The organism is Blastococcus sp. SYSU DS1024 (assembly GCF_054050795.1).
Genome location: NZ_JBJHAA010000032.1, coordinates 16,876 through 33,477 on the forward strand (window position 1 = coordinate 16,876; position 16,602 = coordinate 33,477).

Below are 16,602 nucleotides of genomic sequence, written 5' to 3' on the forward strand. Positions count from 1 at the left end.
GTCCACCGGCGCGAGCAGGAGCTGAGCATGAAGACCCGGGACCTGGCCTACATCGCCCTCTTCGCGGCCATCATCGCCGTGCTGGGCACCCTCCCTGCCGTCAACATCGGCCCCGTCCCGATCACCGCCCAGACGCTCGGCGTGATGCTCGCCGGCAGCGTGCTGGGTGCGCGCCGCGGCTTCCTGGCCGTGCTGCTGTTCCTGGTCCTGGTCGCGATCGGCCTGCCCCTGCTGGCCAGCGGCAGCGGCGGCCTCGCCGTCTTCGCCGGCCCGACCGCCGGCTACCTGATCAGCTGGCCGGTCGCCGCGTTCGTCACCGGCTGGCTGACCGAGCGGTTCTGGGCCCGCTACAACGTCGCCTGGGGCGTGCTGTTCAACATCGTCGGCGGCATGGTCGTCGTCTACCTGATCGGCGTGCCGGTGCTCGCCGCCGTCGGCAACCTGTCGCTGGGCGAGGCGATCGTCTCCGGCGCCCTGCCGTTCCTGCCCGGCGACGCGGCCAAGGCGTTCATCGCCGCGGCGATCGCCGTCCAGGTGCGCCGCAGCTATCCGGTGATCGACCGACCGCAGCGGGCGCTCGCCGGCCGGTGAGGTTCCGCCGGTCGGAGTCGCGGGCCGACGCCGTCGCCGACCCGGCCCGCGGGATCGAGCTGCGGGGCGTCTCGCACCGCTACGGCGACCGCCCCGTGCTGAGCGACGTCGACCTGCACCTGACCGAGGCGCGGATCGGCGTCGTCGGCGCCAACGGCTCGGGGAAGAGCACCTTCGCCCGGTTGCTCAACGGGCTGGTCGTGCCGACGTCCGGGCAGGTGCTGGTCGACGGCCTGGACACCCGCAGCTCCGTGCGCGAGGTCCGCCGGCGCGTGGGCTTCGTCTTCCAGGACCCCGACGCGCAGATCGTCCACCCCACCGTCGCCGAGGACGCCGCCTACGGGCTGGAGAACCAGGGCGTGCCGGCCGCCGAGCGGGCGGCGCGGGTCGCCGAGGTGCTGGCGCGGTACGGGCTGGCCGGGCATGCCGACCACCCCGCGCACCTGCTCTCCGGCGGGCAGAAGCAGCTGTTGGCGATCGCCGGGGTGCTGGTCATGCGGCCCGCCCGCGTCGTGTTCGACGAGCCGACGACGCTGCTGGACCTGGTCAACGCCCGGCGCGTCGCCCGCGTGATCGACGAGCTGGAGCAGCAGGTGGTCGTGGTCACCCACCAGCTCGACCTGCTCGACGGCTTCGACCGGGTGCTCGTCGTCGACGGCGGCCGGATCGTGGAGGACGCCGCCCCGCGGGTGGCGGTCGCGGCCTACCGGGCGCTGATGGAGCACCGATGACCCTCGCCCTGTACGTGCCCCGCCCCAGCCCCGTGCACCGGCTGCCCGCGGGCGCGAAGCTGCTGGCGCTGGCGGCCCTCGCCGTCGCCCTGTTCGTCGTGCCGACGGTGCCGGTGATCGCCGGCGCCCTGCTGGCCGTACTCGCCGTCGGCCTCGGGCTCGCGCGGGTGCCGGCGGCGGCGCTGGCCCGGCAGGCGCGGACGGTGCTGTGGTGGCTGGTCGGCCTGCTGGTCTTCCACACCGTGTTCAGCGACCCGACCACCGCCGCGGTCACCGTCCTGCGGTTGCTGACCCTGGTGCTGGCCGCCGGTGTGGTGACGGCGACGACGCGGGTGACCGAGATGGTGGCCGTGATCGAGCGGCTCTGCGCCCCGCTGCGGGTGGTCGGCGTGCGCCCCGCGCGGATCGGTCTGGTCGTCTCGATGGCGCTGCGGTTCATCCCGGTGCTGGCCGAGCGCGCAGCGCTCATCCGGGAGGCGCAGGCTGCCCGCGGTGGCTCGGCGCGCGGGATCCGGGGCGTGCGGACGACGGTGGCCCCGCTGCTGGTGCAGTTGCTCCAGATGGCGCACACCGTGAGCGAGGCCCTCGACGCCCGCGGCGCCGACGACGTCCCTCCGGCCCGGGGACGCCGCTCCCCCGCTGCCGCCGCCTGATCGGCGTGGAGGCCCCCGTGCATGCCGGTTCGCTGCTGGAGATCTGGACGACGCCCGCGGCCGCGGGACCGATGGGCCGGCGACCGTCGGCGCGGCTGGTGCCTGGGGTGGGGCTCGACGGTGACCGCTACGCCCTGGGCGGCGGCACGTGGGCGCAGTACCCGGACCTGGAGAAGCAGCTGACGCTGATCGACCGGGACGACGTCGCCGCCGTGGCCGCCGAGGTGGGCGGCGCGTTCTCGACCGCGGACACCCGGCGGAATCTGGTGACCACCGGCGTGGACCTGCCCTCGCTGGTGGGCCGGTGGTTCGCGGTGGGTGACGCGCTGCTGTTCGGGATGAAGCGCTGCCCACCGTGCACGCATCTGGAGCGGCTGACCGGGTTGAAGCTGGTGAAGGCGATGGTGCACCGCGGCGGCATCAACGCCGCGGTCTTCGGCGGCGCGGTGATCGCCGAGGGCGCCGTCGTGCGGCCGGTCCCCGAGCAGGAGGCTGCCCGGCGCGGTGCGCCCACCGGAGCCGATCGCCCGGTGCCGCGGGTCGTCAACGGCTGACCCGCCGGCCGCCACCGTCACCCCGTGGCGCTCTGCCTGGCATCGGGAGCGGAGGCAGAGCGTCCGCGGACCTGCTCCTCGCTGACTTCCCGGGTGCGCAGGAGATCAGCTGGCGGCGGGCTCGTCGGTCCAGCGGGCGAGGAACTCCTTCTCCTCCGCGGTGATCCGGCGGGGCCGGTTCAGGGCGAAGTCGAACGGCACGAGCAGCGTGCTGCCGGTGACGGCGAGCGCCCCGTGGTCGAACAGCTCGTAGTGGCAGGTGAACGCGGCGGCGCGGATGCCGGACACCCAGACCTGCACCTCGAGGGGCTCGGCGTCGTAGACGACCGACCGCTTGTAGGCGATCTCGTGCGACGCGACGACCAGCCCGCGGCGCATGCCGGTGCTCTCGTCGTGCGTGGGCTGCTCGAAGAAGAGGTTGACCCGCGCCATCTCGAAGTAGCCGAGGAACGCGACGTTGTTGATGTGCTGGTAGGCGTCCATGTCCGACCAGCGCATGGGGACGTGCACGGTGTGCCTCACCCCGCTCACCCTGCCCTACGCCGGTCTCACCGCAGCGCCGGGGCGGTGACCTGCGCGGGACGGCGCCTAGCGTGGCCGCGTGGAGCCGTGGGCGGCGGACGAGCCGGGCGTGCTGGTGCTCCCGTCGGGGAGGCGGGTGTGGGGGCGGGCGCTGCGCCAGGTCCCGAACGGTCCGGACCCGACCTTCGGCGTCTACCTGGGCGGTCGCCCGCCTCTCGTTCCGTGGGACAGCCGCTGGGTGCGCTGGCGGGACTTCTCGTTGCCGGCCGACCCGGCGGAGCTGCGGGAGGCGCTGCGGGACGCGCTGGCGCACGCCGTCGACGGTCGGGTCGAGGTCGCCTGCCGGGGCGGCACCGGACGCACCGGGACGGCGCTGGCCTGTCTCGCCGTCCTCGACGGCGTCCCGTCCGACCGCGCCGTGGAGTTCGTCCGCCGCGGCTACCGGCGACGCGCGGTGGAGACGCCGTGGCAGCGCCGCTTCGTCGAGCGGTTCGGCTGAGACGGCGGCGGCCGGCAACCGCCGCCGGAGGTCATCCGGGAAGGCGTGCGGCCAGCCGCTCCTGTCCGGGTCCGGACAGTTCCCCGACGACGCCGCGACGCCCGGCCACGGTCATGAGGAGCGCCTCCGCCGTACCGGTGACCTCCGGGCCCCGCCCGAACGTCCAGTCGATGTCGGTGGCCACCAACCGCACCCCGCGCACCCGCAGCACCCCGAGCAGCGTCGGGGCGAACAGCGCGGTCCGCAGCGCCGGCACCAGCCGTTCGGCCGGGATGGGCCGGGGCAGACCGAGGGGGCGCCGGATGTCCTGCTGGTGGATCATCCCGTCGGTCAACGCGATGGCTCCGCCCATCCCGGCGGTCAGCCCGGAGGGTGTGAGGTGGTCCTCCAGGAGCCGGATCAGCTGAGCAGGTGTCCAGGTGCCGTAGTCGCGCAGCCCCACGGCGTTCGTGCGGTCCACCGTGAACCGGCCGCGGAGGAACCGCTCGGCCAGCTGCCGCGTGCCGAGCTCCTCGTAGCTCAGCACGTGCGCCACCACGTCGCGGACCGACCAGCCCTCGCACAGCGACGGGGCCGCCCACTGCTCGGGGATGAGGTCGGCCAGGAGCGCGCGGAGGTCCTCGCGTTCGGCCCGGGCCAGGTCCATCAGGTCCATGCGCACCCCGCGGATCGCGGTCGTGCCGGTGCACGACGAGGACGACGCGAGACTAGGAAGCCGGAGTGCGGTGGACCAGGGGGCGCTGAGCGGGGCGTCCCGGTCTCCCGCCCTGGAACGCCGACGGCCGGCCCGGAGCGGGTGCTCCGGACCGGCCGAGGGTGAGGCGATGGAACGGCCCTGGCGAGAGCCTGGAACAGCCCCTTCGCAGGGCCCCGCCGCGAGCCTGCGAGCGGTGGGGGGCGAAGGGGTCCTTCTTCAGTCTCGGGTGAGCTTGCGGTAGGTGGCGCGGTGCGGGCGGGCCGCGTCCGGGCCGAGCCGCTCGACCTTGTTCTTCTCGTAGTCGGCGAAGTTGCCCTCGAACCAGAACCACTTCGAGTCACCCTCGTAGGCGAGGATGTGGGTGGCCACCCGGTCGAGGAACCACCGGTCGTGGCTGACGACCACGGCGCAGCCGGGGAACTCCAGCAGCGCGCCCTCGAGGCTGGTGAGCGTCTCGGTGTCGAGGTCGTTCGTGGGCTCGTCGAGCAGCAGCAGGTTGCCGCCCTGCTTGAGGGTCAGCGCCAGGTTCAGCCGGTTGCGCTCACCACCGGAGAGCACGCCGGCCGGCTTCTGCTGGTCCGGGCCCTTGAACCCGAACGCCGCGACGTAGGCGCGCGACGGCATCTCCACGTTGCCGACCTTGATGTGGTCCAGGCCGTCGGAGACGACCTCCCACAGCGTCTTCTTCGGGTCGATGCCGCTGCGGTTCTGCTCCACGTAGGAGAGCTGCACGGTCTCGCCGACCTTGATCTCGCCGTCGTCGGGCTTCTCCTCGCCGACCAGCATCTTGAACAGCGTGGTCTTGCCGACGCCGTTGGGGCCGACCACGCCGACGATGCCGTTGCGCGGGAGGGTGAAGGTCAGGTCGTCGATGAGCACCCGGTCGCCGAAGCCCTTGGTCAGGTTCCGGGTCTCGACGACGACGTTGCCCAGGCGGGGGCCCGGCGGGATCTGGATCTCCTCGAAGTCCAGCTTGCGGAACTTCTCGGCCTCGGCGGCCATCTCCTCGTACCGCGCCAGCCGCGCCTTGCTCTTGGCCTGGCGGGCCTTGGCGCCGGAGCGGACCCACTCCAGCTCCTCCTTGAGGCGCTTCTGGCGCTTGGCGTCCTTGGCGCCCTCGACCTGCAGGCGCGCGGCCTTGGTCTCGAGGTAGGTGGAGTAGTTGCCCTCGTAGGGGTAGGCCCGGCCCCGGTCGAGCTCGAGGATCCACTGGGCCACGTTGTCCAGGAAGTACCGGTCGTGCGTGACGGCGACGACGGTGCCGGCGTACTTCTCCAGGTGCTGCTCCAGCCACGCGACGCTCTCGGCGTCGAGGTGGTTGGTCGGCTCGTCGAGCAGCAGCAGGTCGGGCGCCTCGAGCAGCAGGCGGCACAGCGCGACGCGGCGGCGCTCACCACCGGAGAGCACGGTCACGTCGGCGTCACCGGGCGGGCAGCGCAGCGCGTCCATGGCCTGCTCGATGCGGGCGTCGAGCTCCCAGCCGTCGTGGTTCTCGATGACCTCCATGAGCTCGCCCTGCTCGGCCATCAGCGCGTCGAAGTCGGCGTCGGGCTCGCCCATCGCCGCGCTGACCTCCTCGAAGCGGCGCAGCGCGTCGCGGAGCGGCTTCACGGCCTCCTCGACGTTGCCGCGGACGTCGAGCTCCTCGTTCAGCGGCGGCTCCTGCAGCAGGATGCCGACCGTCGCGTCGGGCGCGAGCGTGGCGTCACCGTTGGAGGGCTGCTGCAGGCCGGCCATGATCTGCAGCACGGTCGACTTGCCGGCGCCGTTGGGGCCGACGACGCCGATCTTCGCGCCGGGCAGGAACGACAAGGTGACGTCGTCGAGGATCACCTTGTCGCCGTGCGCCTTGCGTGCGCGGACCATCGTGTAGATGTACTGAGCCACTGGGCTTCGGAGCCTTCCGTCGTCGTGCGAGCGGGGGGTGGGGCCGCGGGCTCGCAGCCCCACCCCGTACGTTCTCGCCTCCGATCCTCCCAGCCCGGGCAACTAGATGTGCGCGGGCTCCTCCGAGGGATCGAGGTCGTCCACCGAGGACAACGTCATGTCGTCCTCCACGTAGTCCCGCCCCGCCCGCAACTCCTCGGTCGTCGGGTACGCCTGGGCCGGCTCGTCGACCACCGGGTGCAGCTCACCGCTCCCGGTGTCGACGCCGTCCGTCCGCTCCAGAGCGCGCTCCGACCGGTCGCGCCGGAACACGGCCCTGCCCCGGGTGAGGTCGTGGCCGACCTCGAATGCCTTGATCTGCGGCTTGCTCCGGCGACCCGTGTCGGAATCCCAGCTGTGCGTGGTGATCGCGCCCCGGACGATGACCGGGTCGCCCTTGCTCACCGAGGCCGAGACGTTGCCGCTCAGCGTGTTCCAGCACTCCACGTCGATCCAGAAGGTGCCGGAGTCGACGTACTGCCCGCTGCCGGAGTCGAAGCGGCGGGCGGTGGAGGCCATGCGGAAGTTGGTCACCGCGCCGTTCTGCGTGGTCTTGCGACGCGGGTCGTCGGCGACGTTGCCGACGACGGTGACGATGGTGTCGTTCACGGTGCTCCTCGGGGGTGCTGCGCCGGGCGGCGCGGCCGGCGCGGTGCCGGCGTGCCGTCGACCCTCACCGCCCACCGGCGACCGGAGCAGGGCTTTCCCGGAACTGTGGACACGCCTGCCCCTTGTGGACGACACCGCACCCGGCCGCGATCCCCCGGGAACCGGGCGGTGCGATGATCGGTCCCCGAGCGCCCGTAGCTCAGCGGATAGAGCAGGTGCCTTCTAAGCACTTGGTCGCAGGTTCGATCCCTGCCGGGCGCGCCTCCGGCCTTCCGTCCTGCGGGTGGCGCAGTTGCGCTGTCCCACTCGTGGTCCGGATCGGGCACTTCGCGGCCCCGTGTCACCGGACAGAGCGACGCCTGGTCGTCGCGCCGACGATCCGGGGGAATGATCGTCCCCATGTGGAGACTGATCGCGGTGCTGGTCGTCGTCGCCGCCGTCATCGAGATCGTCAAGACGCTGGTCGTCGCCGTCGCCTTCCTGGGAGCCCTGGCCGTCGTCGGCTACACGCTGCTCCGCCTGGCCGACCGCACGCCGGTCGCCGGAGCTGCGGCGGCCGAGCTGGTGCCGTGCTGCGACTACCGCGATCACGAGGGCGAGGCCGCCGTCTGCGGCTGCGTCGACCACCCCCGCAGCCACGTGCACCCGTTCGGCATGGGGGCGCTGCCCGCGTGACGCCGTGACCGACGGTGGTCACCCCCACCGGCCGCACCGAGGCGTGCTCGCCGCCACAGGCACGATCTCCGCCCGCCGGCCACCAGGATGGCGACGAGCGCCGTGGCCCGCACACCGCCACGCATCATCCGGCCGTTCTCGAGCCTTGCCCTCCCCCGATGCGTGACCTACGAAAGGCACGTGGACAGGCCCATCAGACGCCCGAGCCCGATGCTCTACTTCGTCCTCGGGGCGACGTGGACGGTGTTCGCCCTCGGCGGGTGGGGCACGTCCGGCGGCATGGTCGCGACGGTGGCCTTCACCGTCCTGGCCGTGGCGAACCTGAGCCTGGGCGCCTTCCTCCTGCGGAAGCAGCGGCGGACCGCCCGGGCCGACGTGGCCGAACGGTGACCGTCCTGCGCTCGGCGCGTCGCCTCCGCCGGGCGAGCTGCCGACGCTCGGAGGCCGTGGGTGGCCGACCACCGCGGCACGGCGACCCGCCCCGCGGATTGTCGGACCTGTGCCGCAGGATGCGCGGCGACCACGCCCACGCGCGCCCAGACCCCGTAGGAGCGATCCGATGCCCCCTACCGACCACCGCACCGAACCGCCGCTGACCGGCGGGGAGGCGACGCTGCTGACCGGCTTCCTGGAGTTCCACCGGCAGACGCTGGAGTGGAAGTGCGCCGACCTGTCCCCTGAGCAGCTGGCCACGCGGGCGGTTCCCAGCTCGGAGCTCACGTTGCTGGGCATGGTCCGCCACCTCGCGGCGGTGGAGACCGGCTGGCTCATCGGGTTCGGCGGCCTGCCGCACGACCTCTGGCCCGACGTCGTGCGGGAGCGGGACGAGCAGTGGCGGGTCGACCCCGGCACCGTCACCGCGGACGACGTGACCGCGGCCTGGGCGACCTGGCGGGCGGCGGCCGACGCAGTCGGCGAGGTGGCCCGCCGGCTGCCGCTGGACACCGAGGACCGGCCGTGGGGCCGCGACGACACGTTCTCGCTGCGCTGGATCCTGCTGCACCTGGTCGAGGAGTACGCCCGGCACAACGGCCACGCGGACCTGATCCGCGAGGCGCTCGACGGGGCCACCGGCGAGTGACCCGGCCGCCGAGCCTGCGGCGAGACGGATCCCGGCCGGCTGTTGGCGCGCCGCCGGGCCGGGTAGGGGGCGGACCATGGCGACGAACGGGACGACGACGCTGGAGGTCCACGAGGCGGGGTTCGACGGGACCGTGACGATCGAGGACGGCACCGTCCGGGTGACCGGGACCCGGCCGCAGGACGGGGCCGCCGTGGTCAAGGACGTGCCCGCCGACCGGGATCCCGAGCTGACCCGGCTGGTCGAGCGCGCCATCGGCGGGGACACCGGGGTGGCCGGACAGCTCCTGACCCACGTCGGAGTGACCGACCCGGTCTGAGCCGGCCGTTCAGCGGGGCGCGGGCGGCTTCAGGACGGCGAACGGATCGGTCACCTCCAGCCCCGGCGTGACGAAGCGGTAGAGCGCCGCAGGGCGGCCCCCCGCCCGGCCGGGCGCCGCGAGCTCGCCGGTCGGCTCCAGCACGCCCCGGCGCAGCAGCACCCGCTGCAGGTTGGTCGCGGTCACCTCGTAGCCGAGCGCGGCGACGTAGATCTCGCGCAGCTCGGCGATCGTGAACGTCGGCGGGGCGAGCGCGAAACCGACGTTGGTGTACGAGAGCTTCGCCCGCAGCCGCTCCAGACCCGATCCGACGATCGAGCCGTGGTCGAAGGCCGTCCCCGGCAGCGCGTCGACCGGGTGCCAGGCGGTGTCCTCGGGCAGCACCGGGTCCAGGTCCCCCGGGATCAGCCCGAGGTAGGCGGTGGCCACGGTGCGGCTGCGCGGGTCGCGGTGCGGGTCGCTGCGCGTCTCCAGCTGCTCCAGGTGCGCGAGCTGGGCGACCTCCACCTTCGACGCGAGCTGACGGCCGATCGAAGCGCCCAGCGTCTCCTCCGGCAGCAGCGGCCCGCCCGGGAGTGCCCAGGAGCCGGCGAAGGGCTCCTTCGCCCGGCGCCACAGCATCACGTGCAGGCGTGCGCTCCGGACCTGCAGCACCACCGCGAGCGCCTGGTGCGGATAGGCCGGCCGCTCGGGCGAGGACCACACGGATGTCACGACGGGAATGCTAGATTCCCCGTCGAGGTTTTCGCCTGAGAGTCTGAAACCGTCCCCCCACAGGGAGGTCCCCCGTGACCGCAACGCTGCCCGCCCCGCTCGCCACGAACCCGTCGACCACCTGGACGCCCGACCAGTGGCAGACCTGGCGTGACGAGGTCCGCCGGCTGGCCGCCGAGCGCGACGCCGTCGTCCTGGCGCACAACTACCAGGCGGCGCAGATCCAGGACGTCGCCGACCACGTGGGTGACTCCCTCGCCCTCTCGCGCATCGCCGCCGCCAGCACCGCGAGCACGATCGTCTTCGCCGGCGTCCACTTCATGGCCGAGACGGCGAAGATCCTCAGCCCGGAGAAGACCGTCCTGGTGCCCGACGCCGCCGCCGGCTGCTCGCTGGCCGACACCATCACCGCCGACCAGCTCCGCGCGTGGAAGGCCGAGCACCCCGGCGCCGCCGTCGTCTCCTACGTCAACACCACCGCCGAGGTGAAGGCCGAGACCGACATCTGCTGCACCTCCTCCAACGCCGTCGAGGTGGTCGAGTCGATCCCCGCCGACCGCGAGGTGCTGTTCCTCCCCGACCAGTTCCTCGGCGCGCACGTCCAGCGGGTCACCGGCCGGCAGAACATGCGCATCTGGATGGGCGAGTGCCACGTGCACGCCGGCATCTCCCCCACCGACCTGCGGCAGAGCATCGAGGACGCGCCCGACGCCGAGGTGCTGGTGCACCCCGAGTGCGGCTGCGCCACCAGCGCGCTCTGGATGGTCGGCCAGGGCGATCTGCCGTCGGACCGGGTGCACGTCCTCTCCACCGGCGCGATGCTCGACCAGGCGAAGCGGACGACGGCGAAGCGCGTGCTGGTCGCCACCGAGATCGGCATGCTGCACCAGCTCCGCCAGGCCAACCCGGCCGCCGCCTTCGAGGCGGTCAACCCGCGCGCCGAGTGCCCCTACATGAAGATGTCGACGCCGGAGAAGCTGCTGCGCGCGCTGCGCGAGGGCCGCGACGAGGTCACCGTCGACCCGGAGATCGCCGCTCGTGCGCGGTCGGCCGTCGAGGCGATGATCGCGCTCGGCACCCCGTCGCTGGTCGGCGAGTGACCGTGGGGCCCCGCCGCACCGCGCCGGTCGCCCCCGCCGTCGTCCCGGCCCTCCCCCTGCCGGGTCCGGGCTGGACCCGCAGCACCGACGTCGTGGTGGTCGGCAGCGGCGCCGCCGGGCTGATGACCGCGCTCGCGCTGGCCGGAGCCGAACGCCGGGTCACCGTCGTGACCAAGGGGGCGCTCGGCGCCGGCAGCACCCGCTGGGCGCAGGGCGGCCTGGCGGCCGTGCTCGGTGCGGACGACGGCGCCGAACTCCACCTGCAGGACACGCTCACCGCCGGGGCGGGGCTCTGCGACGAGGCGGCGGTGGCCGCGCTCGTCGCCGAGGCCCCGGCCGCGATCCGCCTGCTGCAGGACCTCGGGGCGCGGCTCGACCTGGACGCGCACGGCGACCCGGCGCTGACCCGCGAGGGCGGGCACAGCCGCGACCGCATCGTGCACGCCGGCGGTGACGCGAGCGGCGCCGAGGTCACCCGCACGCTCGTCGAGGCCCTGGCCGTGGCGGGCGTCGAGGTGCTCGAGCACACCGTGGCCCTCGACGCGCTGCGCGCCGCCGACGGCACGGTGGTCGGGCTGCGGGTCGCCCGGGTCGCGGCCGACGGCGCCCTGGTCGACGCCGGCGACCTGCGCGCGCACGCCGTCGTCCTCGCGACCGGCGGCTACGGGCAGGCCTACGCCGCCGCCACCAGCCCGGCGGGCACGACCGGCGACGGGCTGGCGCTCGCGCTGCGCGCCGGCGCCGAGGTCGCCGACGTCGAGCTGGTGCAGTTCCACCCGACCGTGCTCTGGCAGGGGCCGGGCGCCGCCGGGCAGCAGGTGCTGATCTCCGAAGCCGTGCGCGGCGAGGGCGCGGTGCTCGTCGACGCCGGCGGACGGCGCATCATGGCCGGCGCGCACCCGCTGGCCGACCTCGCGCCACGCGACGTCGTCTCGGCCACCATCGCCGCGTACCTGGCCGCCACCGACGAGGACTGCGTGTTCCTCGACGCGACGGGCCTCGGGGCCGAGTTCCTGGAGCACCGGTTCCCCGGCATCCTCCGCGCCTGCCGGGAGGCCGGGTTCGACCCGGCCGCCGAACCCGTGCCGGTGGCCCCGGGCGCGCACTACACCTGCGGCGGAGTGCTCGCCGACCTCGATGGCCGCACCGGCGTCCCGGGCCTCTACGCCGTCGGCGAGGTCGCCTGCACCGGCGTGCACGGGGCGAACCGGCTGGCGTCCAACTCGATCACCGAGGGCCTGGTCGCCGCCCGCCGCTGCGCCGAGCTGCTGGACGCCACGCTCCCCGCGGGCACTCCGCCCGCCCCCGTCGCCCCCCGGGCCCTCGCGACCGGCGCGGTGGACCCCGCGTCGCGTGCCGCCATCGGTGCGGCCACCAGCCGGCACGCCGGGGTGGTCCGCACCGCCGACGGCCTGACCGAGCTCACCGGCGCGCTCGCCACCGCGCCCCGCCTGCCCGCCGACCGCCCGCTCGACCTGGCCGCCGTCGAGGCGACCGCGGTGCACACGATCGCCACGCTGCTGGCCACCGCGGCGCTCGCCCGCCCGGAGAGCCGCGGCTGCCACCGGCGCGCCGACGCCCCCGGAACCCGGCCCGAGTGGCAGCTGCGGCTGGCTCACCGCATCGACGGCACCGGCCACCTGCACACCCGCACCGTGCCGCTGAGCGCATGCGGCACCCGGCAGACCCAGGGAGTGGCATGACCGGCACCGCGTGGCACCCGCTGCGACCGGAGCTGGCCGACGCCCTCCGCGACGGCGGCCTCGACCCCGCGGGCGTGGAGCGGGTGATCCGCCGCGCGCTGGACGAGGACCTAGCGCTCGGCCCCGACGTCACCACGCTCGCCACGGTGCCGGCCGACGCCCGCGCCACCGGCGACGTGGTGCCTCGTGCACCCGGCGTGCTGGCCGGTGTCCCGGTCGCCGCGGCGGTGTTCGCGATCGTCGGCGGGGACGACGTCACCGTGACGGTGCAGGCCGCCGACGGCATGGCGGCCCGCACGAACGCGCCGGTGCTCACCGCCGTCGGGCCCACCCGGTCGCTGCTGACGGCGGAGCGCACCGCGCTGAACCTGGTCGGTCACCTCTCCGGCGTGGCGACGCTGACCCGGCGCTGGGTGGACGCCGTCGAGGGCACCGGCGCCGCCATCCGCGACACCCGCAAGACGCTGCCCGGGCTGCGCGTGCTGGAGAAGTACGCCGTCCGCTGCGGCGGCGGGGTCAACCACCGCATGGCCCTGGGCGACGCCGCCCTGGTCAAGGACAACCACGTGGCGGCAGCGGGCGGCATCTCGGCGGCGGTGGAGGCGGTGCGGGCGCACTCCCCGGAGATCCCGCTCGAGGTCGAGTGCGACACCCTCGAGCAGGTGCGCGAGGCGATCGACGCCGGCGTCCAGCTTGTGCTGCTCGACAACTTCTCGCTCGCCGACACCCGGTCAGCGGTCGAGCTGGTCCGCGGCAGCGGCGTCCGGCTGGAGGCCAGCGGCGGGCTGTCGCTGGAGCGGGCCGCCGAGGTCGCGGCGACCGGCGTCGACTACCTCGCCGTCGGCGCTCTCACGCACAGCGCCCCGGTGCTGGACCTGGGCTTCGACCTGCGCTGACCGGCCCGCCGTGAGGCCCGGACGGGGCGCTGCTCAGGCGGCGCGCCGGTCCGGGTGCACCCAGCCGATCGCCGGCGCCACGTGCTCCACGATCGTGCGCAGCAGGTGCGCGTTGTACTCGACGCCCAGCATGTTGGGCACGGTCAGCAGCAGGCTGTCGGCCTCGCGGACGGCGGCGTCCTTGGCCAGCTCCTCGGCCAGCACGTCGGGCTCACCGGTGTAGCTCTTGCCGAACCGGGCGCGGACGCCCTCGAGGATGCCGACCTGGTCCTCACCCTCACGCCCCCCGCCGAAGTACTGCCGGTCCAGGTCGCTGGTGATCGGCAGCACGCTGCGGCTCACCGACACCCGCGGCTCGCGCTGCCACCCGGCCTCGGCCCAGGCGGCGCGGTAGCGGGCGATCTGCTCGGCCTGCAGCTCGTCGAAGGGGACGCCGGTGTCCTCGACCAGCAGCGTGGAGCTCATCAGGTTCAGCCCCTGCCGCGCCGTCCACTCCGCCGTCGCCCGGGTGCCCGAGCCCCACCAGATCCGATCGGCCAACCCCGGCGACTGCGGCTGGATCGCGAGCTTCCCCGTGGCGCCACCGGTCATCCGCGGGTCGGCGTCCACCACCGGCTGCCCGTTGATCGCCGCGAGGAAGAGCGCGGTCTTCTGCCGCGCCAGCTCGGCGTCGCTGCTGCCCTCGGCGGGCACGTAGCCGAACGCCTCGGACCCGCGCAGCGCCGTCTCCGGTGACCCCCGGCTGACGCCCAGCTGCAGCCGGCCGTCGGCGAGCAGATCGGTCGCTGCCGCCTCCTCGGCCATGTAGAGCGGGTTCTCGTAGCGCATGTCGATGACGCCGGTGCCGAGCTCGATCCGGCTGGTGCGGGCCGCCATCGCGGCCAGCAGCGGGAAGGGCGAGGCGAGCTGGCGGGCGAAGTGGTGCACCCGCACGTAGGCGCCGTCGAGCCCCAGCGCCTCGGCGGCCACCGCCAGCTCCACGCTCTGCACGAGGGCGTCCCGCCCGGTGCGCACCTGCGAGCCCGGGATGGGCTGCCAGTGCCCGAAGGACAGGAAGCCGATCCGCTTCTCCACGACAGGTCCTTTCGTCGATGTCTGCTCCAGCAGCACCCGGGGACCGGTCCGGATTCCCGCGCCCTGTGGCAGATCACCCGTAGCGGACGCGACCGGTGGGACGGGTGAGCCCTCATGCGACGGAGTGTGACGGGGTGATCACGACTCTCCGTGAACTGCTTCCGTCACTTCTCGCCTGCGATGCGTGACGCTGTCCGGGTGAGCCTCCCCGCACCCGAGATGCCCCGTTCCCCGGGCACGCCCGGCGGTGGCGCCGGGCAGCGCTTGCGGGCGATCGACACGCTGCTCGCCGACCGGGGCCAGCTGTTCCAGGCCCTGTTCCTCGGCGCGCCGATCGCCAAGGCCCTCGTCGACCTCGACGGGCACGTGCTGGTCGCCAACCCGCGGATGTGCGCCCTCACCGGTCGCACCGCCGACAGCCTGGCCGGCCGGCACATCGACCTGCTGGCCCACCCCGACGACCCGCCGGTGGGCGACCTCGGGCTGGAGCCGGGTCCGGGTGAGCCCGACCTCGACCCCAACCTGCTGCTCGACGGCGAGCGCCGGCTGCGCCGCTCCGACGGCACGGAGCTGTGGGTGGTCCAGTCCCACGAGGTGGTGCGGCAGAACAACGGCACGGCGCAGTTCGTCGTCCTCTCGCTGGTTGACGTCACCGACCGCCGCCGCGCGGAGGAGGACGCCGTCCGCCGCGCGTTCATGGACCCGCTCACCGGCCTGCCCAACCGCCGCGCCCTCACCGATCGGCTGCGGCACGCCGTGGCGCTCTCCCGGCGCCGGGGCCTGCAGGTCGGCCTGGTGCACCTCAACATCGACCGGTTCCAGGCGGTCAACGACGCCCTCGGCCACGAGGCCGGCGACCTGCTGCTCAGCCAGTTCGCCGACCGGCTGCGCTGGAGCACCCGCGTCGAGGACACCGCCGTGCGCCTGGGTGCCGACGAGTTTCTGGTGGTCGCCGAGGACGTCGAGGACCTCGACGGGCTGCGCGCCCTCGCCGACCGCCTGCTGAGCGTGCTCGACGAGCCGTTCGTGGTGAGCGGCCGGGAGATCACCCTGTCGGCCAGCGTGGGCCTCACCCTCGGCGCCGACATGACCCCCGACGACCTGCTGCGCCAGGCGCAGAGCGCGCTGACGAAGGCCAAGGCCGACGGCCAGCGTGCCCGCATCGAGGTGCACGAGGGGGCGCTCAGCCGCAGCGACGTCGACGCGCTGCAGCTGGAGACCGAGCTGCGGCACGCCCTCGACAACGACGAGCTGCGGCTGTTCTACCAGCCGATCGTGCACCTGGCCGACGAGACGCTGCTCGGCTACGAGGCGCTGATCCGCTGGCAGCACCCCACCCGCGGCCTGCTGCCGCCCGGCGTCTTCCTGGACGTCGCGGAGAACAACCGGCTGACCTCGAAGCTCGGCGCGTGGGTGCTGCGGCGGGCGTGCCTGGACGCGGCGACCTGGACCGACGACCTGCGGGTGCACGTCAACATCTCCGCCCGCCACCTCGCCGAGGACGGCTTCAGCGAGCTCGTCGCGGCCGCGCTCGAGGAGTCCGGGCTGCCGCCGCACCGGCTGGAGCTGGAGATCACGGAGTCGACCGCGCTGTTCGCCGCCGAGGCCACGCTGCACTCCGTCGCCGTCGTCACCGACCAGGGCGTGACGCTCGCCCTGGACGACTTCGGCACCGGGTACTCGGCGATCACCGCCCTGCACCGGCTGCCCATCCACACGGTGAAGATCGACCGGTCGTTCGTGGCCGACGTCGTCACCGAGCCGTCGACGGCGGCGCTCGTGCACGGGCTGCTGCAGCTCGGGCGCGGCATGGGCCTGCAGGTCATCGCCGAGGGCATCGAGGACCTCGACCAGGCAGCCTGGCTGCTCGACCACGGCTGCGCCATGGCCCAGGGCTACGCCTTCGGCCGCCCCGCCCCGCTGCCCAGCCCGGCGGAGGTGCTCATCGGCGAGGTCACCGAGGCCCCCGCCGAGGACGTCGCCGGCGAGTTGCTGCCCGAGCCGGCGGCGCCGCTCCCGCTCCCCCGGCAGCGGCCGCCGTCGACCCCGCAGGGGCACGACGTCACCGAGACCGGCCCGGTGTCGGCTCGCACCCTCTTCGACGAGCTCGCCGACCCCGACGAGGACTAGTTGTACTGCCCGGACAGGTTGGTGCACCGCGTGGTGAGTGATCGGTCTTGATGTGAGGAGGGACCTCCGGGTTCTGTTTGGGAGCCGCCAAGCACCCATCCAGACCCCAGGAGGTCCCTCGTGGTCCA

General features: G+C 74.1%; 19 protein-coding genes and 1 tRNA gene. 14 read left to right on the forward strand and 6 right to left on the reverse strand.

Translation table 11 applies throughout. The features are described from left to right. Positions 1 to 27 precede the first annotated feature (27 nt). From ACI79S_RS19645 to ACI79S_RS19660, 4 genes are read left to right on the forward strand one after another with little or no spacing between them, the layout of a single operon-like run. Positions 28 to 591, forward strand: coding sequence for a biotin transporter BioY (locus ACI79S_RS19645; protein WP_456595129.1), 564 nt, complete (start codon positions 28 to 30; stop codon positions 589 to 591). Then, the gene (locus tag ACI79S_RS19650) at positions 588 to 1,322 is read left to right on the forward strand and encodes an energy-coupling factor ABC transporter ATP-binding protein (RefSeq protein ID WP_456595130.1); all 735 of its coding nucleotides are present in this window, start codon (positions 588 to 590) and stop codon (positions 1,320 to 1,322) included. The genes ACI79S_RS19645 and ACI79S_RS19650 overlap by 4 nt, the downstream gene beginning before the upstream one ends. After that, positions 1,319 to 1,975: an energy-coupling factor transporter transmembrane component T family protein gene (locus ACI79S_RS19655; protein WP_456595131.1), complete on the forward strand. Its 657-nt coding sequence runs from the start codon at positions 1,319 to 1,321 to the stop codon at positions 1,973 to 1,975. The genes ACI79S_RS19650 and ACI79S_RS19655 overlap by 4 nt, the downstream gene beginning before the upstream one ends. A 17-nt stretch (positions 1,976 to 1,992) precedes the next feature. Continuing rightward, a complete protein-coding gene (locus ACI79S_RS19660; protein ID WP_456595132.1) occupies positions 1,993 to 2,529 on the forward strand; it encodes an MOSC domain-containing protein in 537 nt (178 codons plus the stop codon). Positions 2,530 to 2,634: 105 nt separating this feature from the next. Here ACI79S_RS19660 and ACI79S_RS19665 read toward each other — a convergent pair whose 3' ends face one another. Then, positions 2,635 to 3,051, reverse strand: a complete 417-nt coding sequence (locus tag ACI79S_RS19665) for an acyl-CoA thioesterase (RefSeq protein ID WP_456595133.1) — start codon at positions 3,049 to 3,051, stop codon at positions 2,635 to 2,637. A gap of 79 nt (positions 3,052 to 3,130) precedes the next feature. Between ACI79S_RS19665 and ACI79S_RS19670 the strand changes: the two genes are divergently transcribed. Further along, positions 3,131 to 3,550, forward strand: a complete 420-nt coding sequence (locus ACI79S_RS19670; RefSeq protein ID WP_456595134.1) for a protein-tyrosine phosphatase family protein — start codon at positions 3,131 to 3,133, stop codon at positions 3,548 to 3,550. Between the two features lie 31 nt (positions 3,551 to 3,581). On the opposite strand, the gene ACI79S_RS19675 is transcribed toward ACI79S_RS19670, so the two are convergent. From ACI79S_RS19675 to ACI79S_RS19685, 3 genes are all read right to left on the reverse strand, one after another. Continuing rightward, positions 3,582 to 4,205 (reverse strand): maleylpyruvate isomerase family mycothiol-dependent enzyme, encoded by a 624-nt coding sequence (locus ACI79S_RS19675; protein WP_456595135.1) that lies wholly within the window; start codon positions 4,203 to 4,205, stop codon positions 3,582 to 3,584. 258 nt (positions 4,206 to 4,463) lie between these two features. Further along, positions 4,464 to 6,134 (reverse strand): energy-dependent translational throttle protein EttA, encoded by a 1,671-nt coding sequence (ettA, locus tag ACI79S_RS19680; protein WP_456595136.1) that lies wholly within the window; start codon positions 6,132 to 6,134, stop codon positions 4,464 to 4,466. A gap of 102 nt (positions 6,135 to 6,236) precedes the next feature. Continuing rightward, positions 6,237 to 6,782 (reverse strand): single-stranded DNA-binding protein, encoded by a 546-nt coding sequence (locus ACI79S_RS19685; RefSeq protein WP_456595137.1) that lies wholly within the window; start codon positions 6,780 to 6,782, stop codon positions 6,237 to 6,239. 188 nt (positions 6,783 to 6,970) lie between these two features. On the opposite strand from ACI79S_RS19685, the gene ACI79S_RS19690 reads away from it, so the two are divergent. From ACI79S_RS19690 to ACI79S_RS19710, 5 genes are all read left to right on the forward strand, one after another. Then, positions 6,971 to 7,043 (forward strand) — tRNA-Arg (locus ACI79S_RS19690). Positions 7,044 to 7,181: 138 nt separating this feature from the next. Next, the gene (locus ACI79S_RS19695; protein ID WP_456595138.1) at positions 7,182 to 7,457 is read left to right on the forward strand and encodes a hypothetical protein; all 276 of its coding nucleotides are present in this window, start codon (positions 7,182 to 7,184) and stop codon (positions 7,455 to 7,457) included. A 180-nt stretch (positions 7,458 to 7,637) separates the two neighbouring features. After that, entirely contained in the window at positions 7,638 to 7,847 is a 210-nt protein-coding gene (locus ACI79S_RS19700; protein ID WP_456595139.1) for a hypothetical protein, read from the forward strand. Positions 7,848 to 8,016: 169 nt separating this feature from the next. Continuing rightward, entirely contained in the window at positions 8,017 to 8,538 is a 522-nt protein-coding gene (locus ACI79S_RS19705) for a DinB family protein (RefSeq protein ID WP_456595140.1), read from the forward strand. Positions 8,539 to 8,614: 76 nt separating this feature from the next. Continuing rightward, a complete protein-coding gene (locus ACI79S_RS19710; protein WP_456595141.1) occupies positions 8,615 to 8,857 on the forward strand; it encodes a hypothetical protein in 243 nt (80 codons plus the stop codon). Between the two features lie 9 nt (positions 8,858 to 8,866). Here ACI79S_RS19710 and ACI79S_RS19715 read toward each other — a convergent pair whose 3' ends face one another. Further along, on the reverse strand, positions 8,867 to 9,571 hold the full coding sequence (locus ACI79S_RS19715) for an NUDIX hydrolase (RefSeq protein ID WP_456595142.1): 705 nt from the start codon (positions 9,569 to 9,571) through the stop codon (positions 8,867 to 8,869). A 74-nt stretch (positions 9,572 to 9,645) separates the two neighbouring features. On the opposite strand from ACI79S_RS19715, the gene nadA reads away from it, so the two are divergent. Genes nadA through nadC form a run of 3 tightly spaced genes read left to right on the forward strand, consistent with a single transcriptional unit; the run spans position 9,646 to position 13,270 of the window. Next, positions 9,646 to 10,671 (forward strand): quinolinate synthase NadA, encoded by a 1,026-nt coding sequence (nadA, locus tag ACI79S_RS19720; protein WP_456595143.1) that lies wholly within the window; start codon positions 9,646 to 9,648, stop codon positions 10,669 to 10,671. Then, positions 10,668 to 12,374: an L-aspartate oxidase gene (locus ACI79S_RS19725; RefSeq protein WP_456595144.1), complete on the forward strand. Its 1,707-nt coding sequence runs from the start codon at positions 10,668 to 10,670 to the stop codon at positions 12,372 to 12,374. The genes nadA and ACI79S_RS19725 overlap by 4 nt, the downstream gene beginning before the upstream one ends. Continuing rightward, positions 12,371 to 13,270, forward strand: coding sequence for a carboxylating nicotinate-nucleotide diphosphorylase (gene nadC / locus ACI79S_RS19730; RefSeq protein WP_456595145.1), 900 nt, complete (start codon positions 12,371 to 12,373; stop codon positions 13,268 to 13,270). Before ACI79S_RS19725 ends, nadC begins: the two co-directional genes overlap by 4 nt. Before the next feature lie 33 nt (positions 13,271 to 13,303). On the opposite strand, the gene ACI79S_RS19735 is transcribed toward nadC, so the two are convergent. Then, a complete protein-coding gene (locus ACI79S_RS19735) occupies positions 13,304 to 14,344 on the reverse strand; it encodes an LLM class flavin-dependent oxidoreductase (protein ID WP_456595146.1) in 1,041 nt (346 codons plus the stop codon). Between the two features lie 198 nt (positions 14,345 to 14,542). Between ACI79S_RS19735 and ACI79S_RS19740 the strand changes: the two genes are divergently transcribed. Beyond that, a complete protein-coding gene (locus tag ACI79S_RS19740; protein ID WP_456595147.1) occupies positions 14,543 to 16,474 on the forward strand; it encodes a putative bifunctional diguanylate cyclase/phosphodiesterase in 1,932 nt (643 codons plus the stop codon). Positions 16,475 to 16,602: the final 128 nt, after the last annotated feature.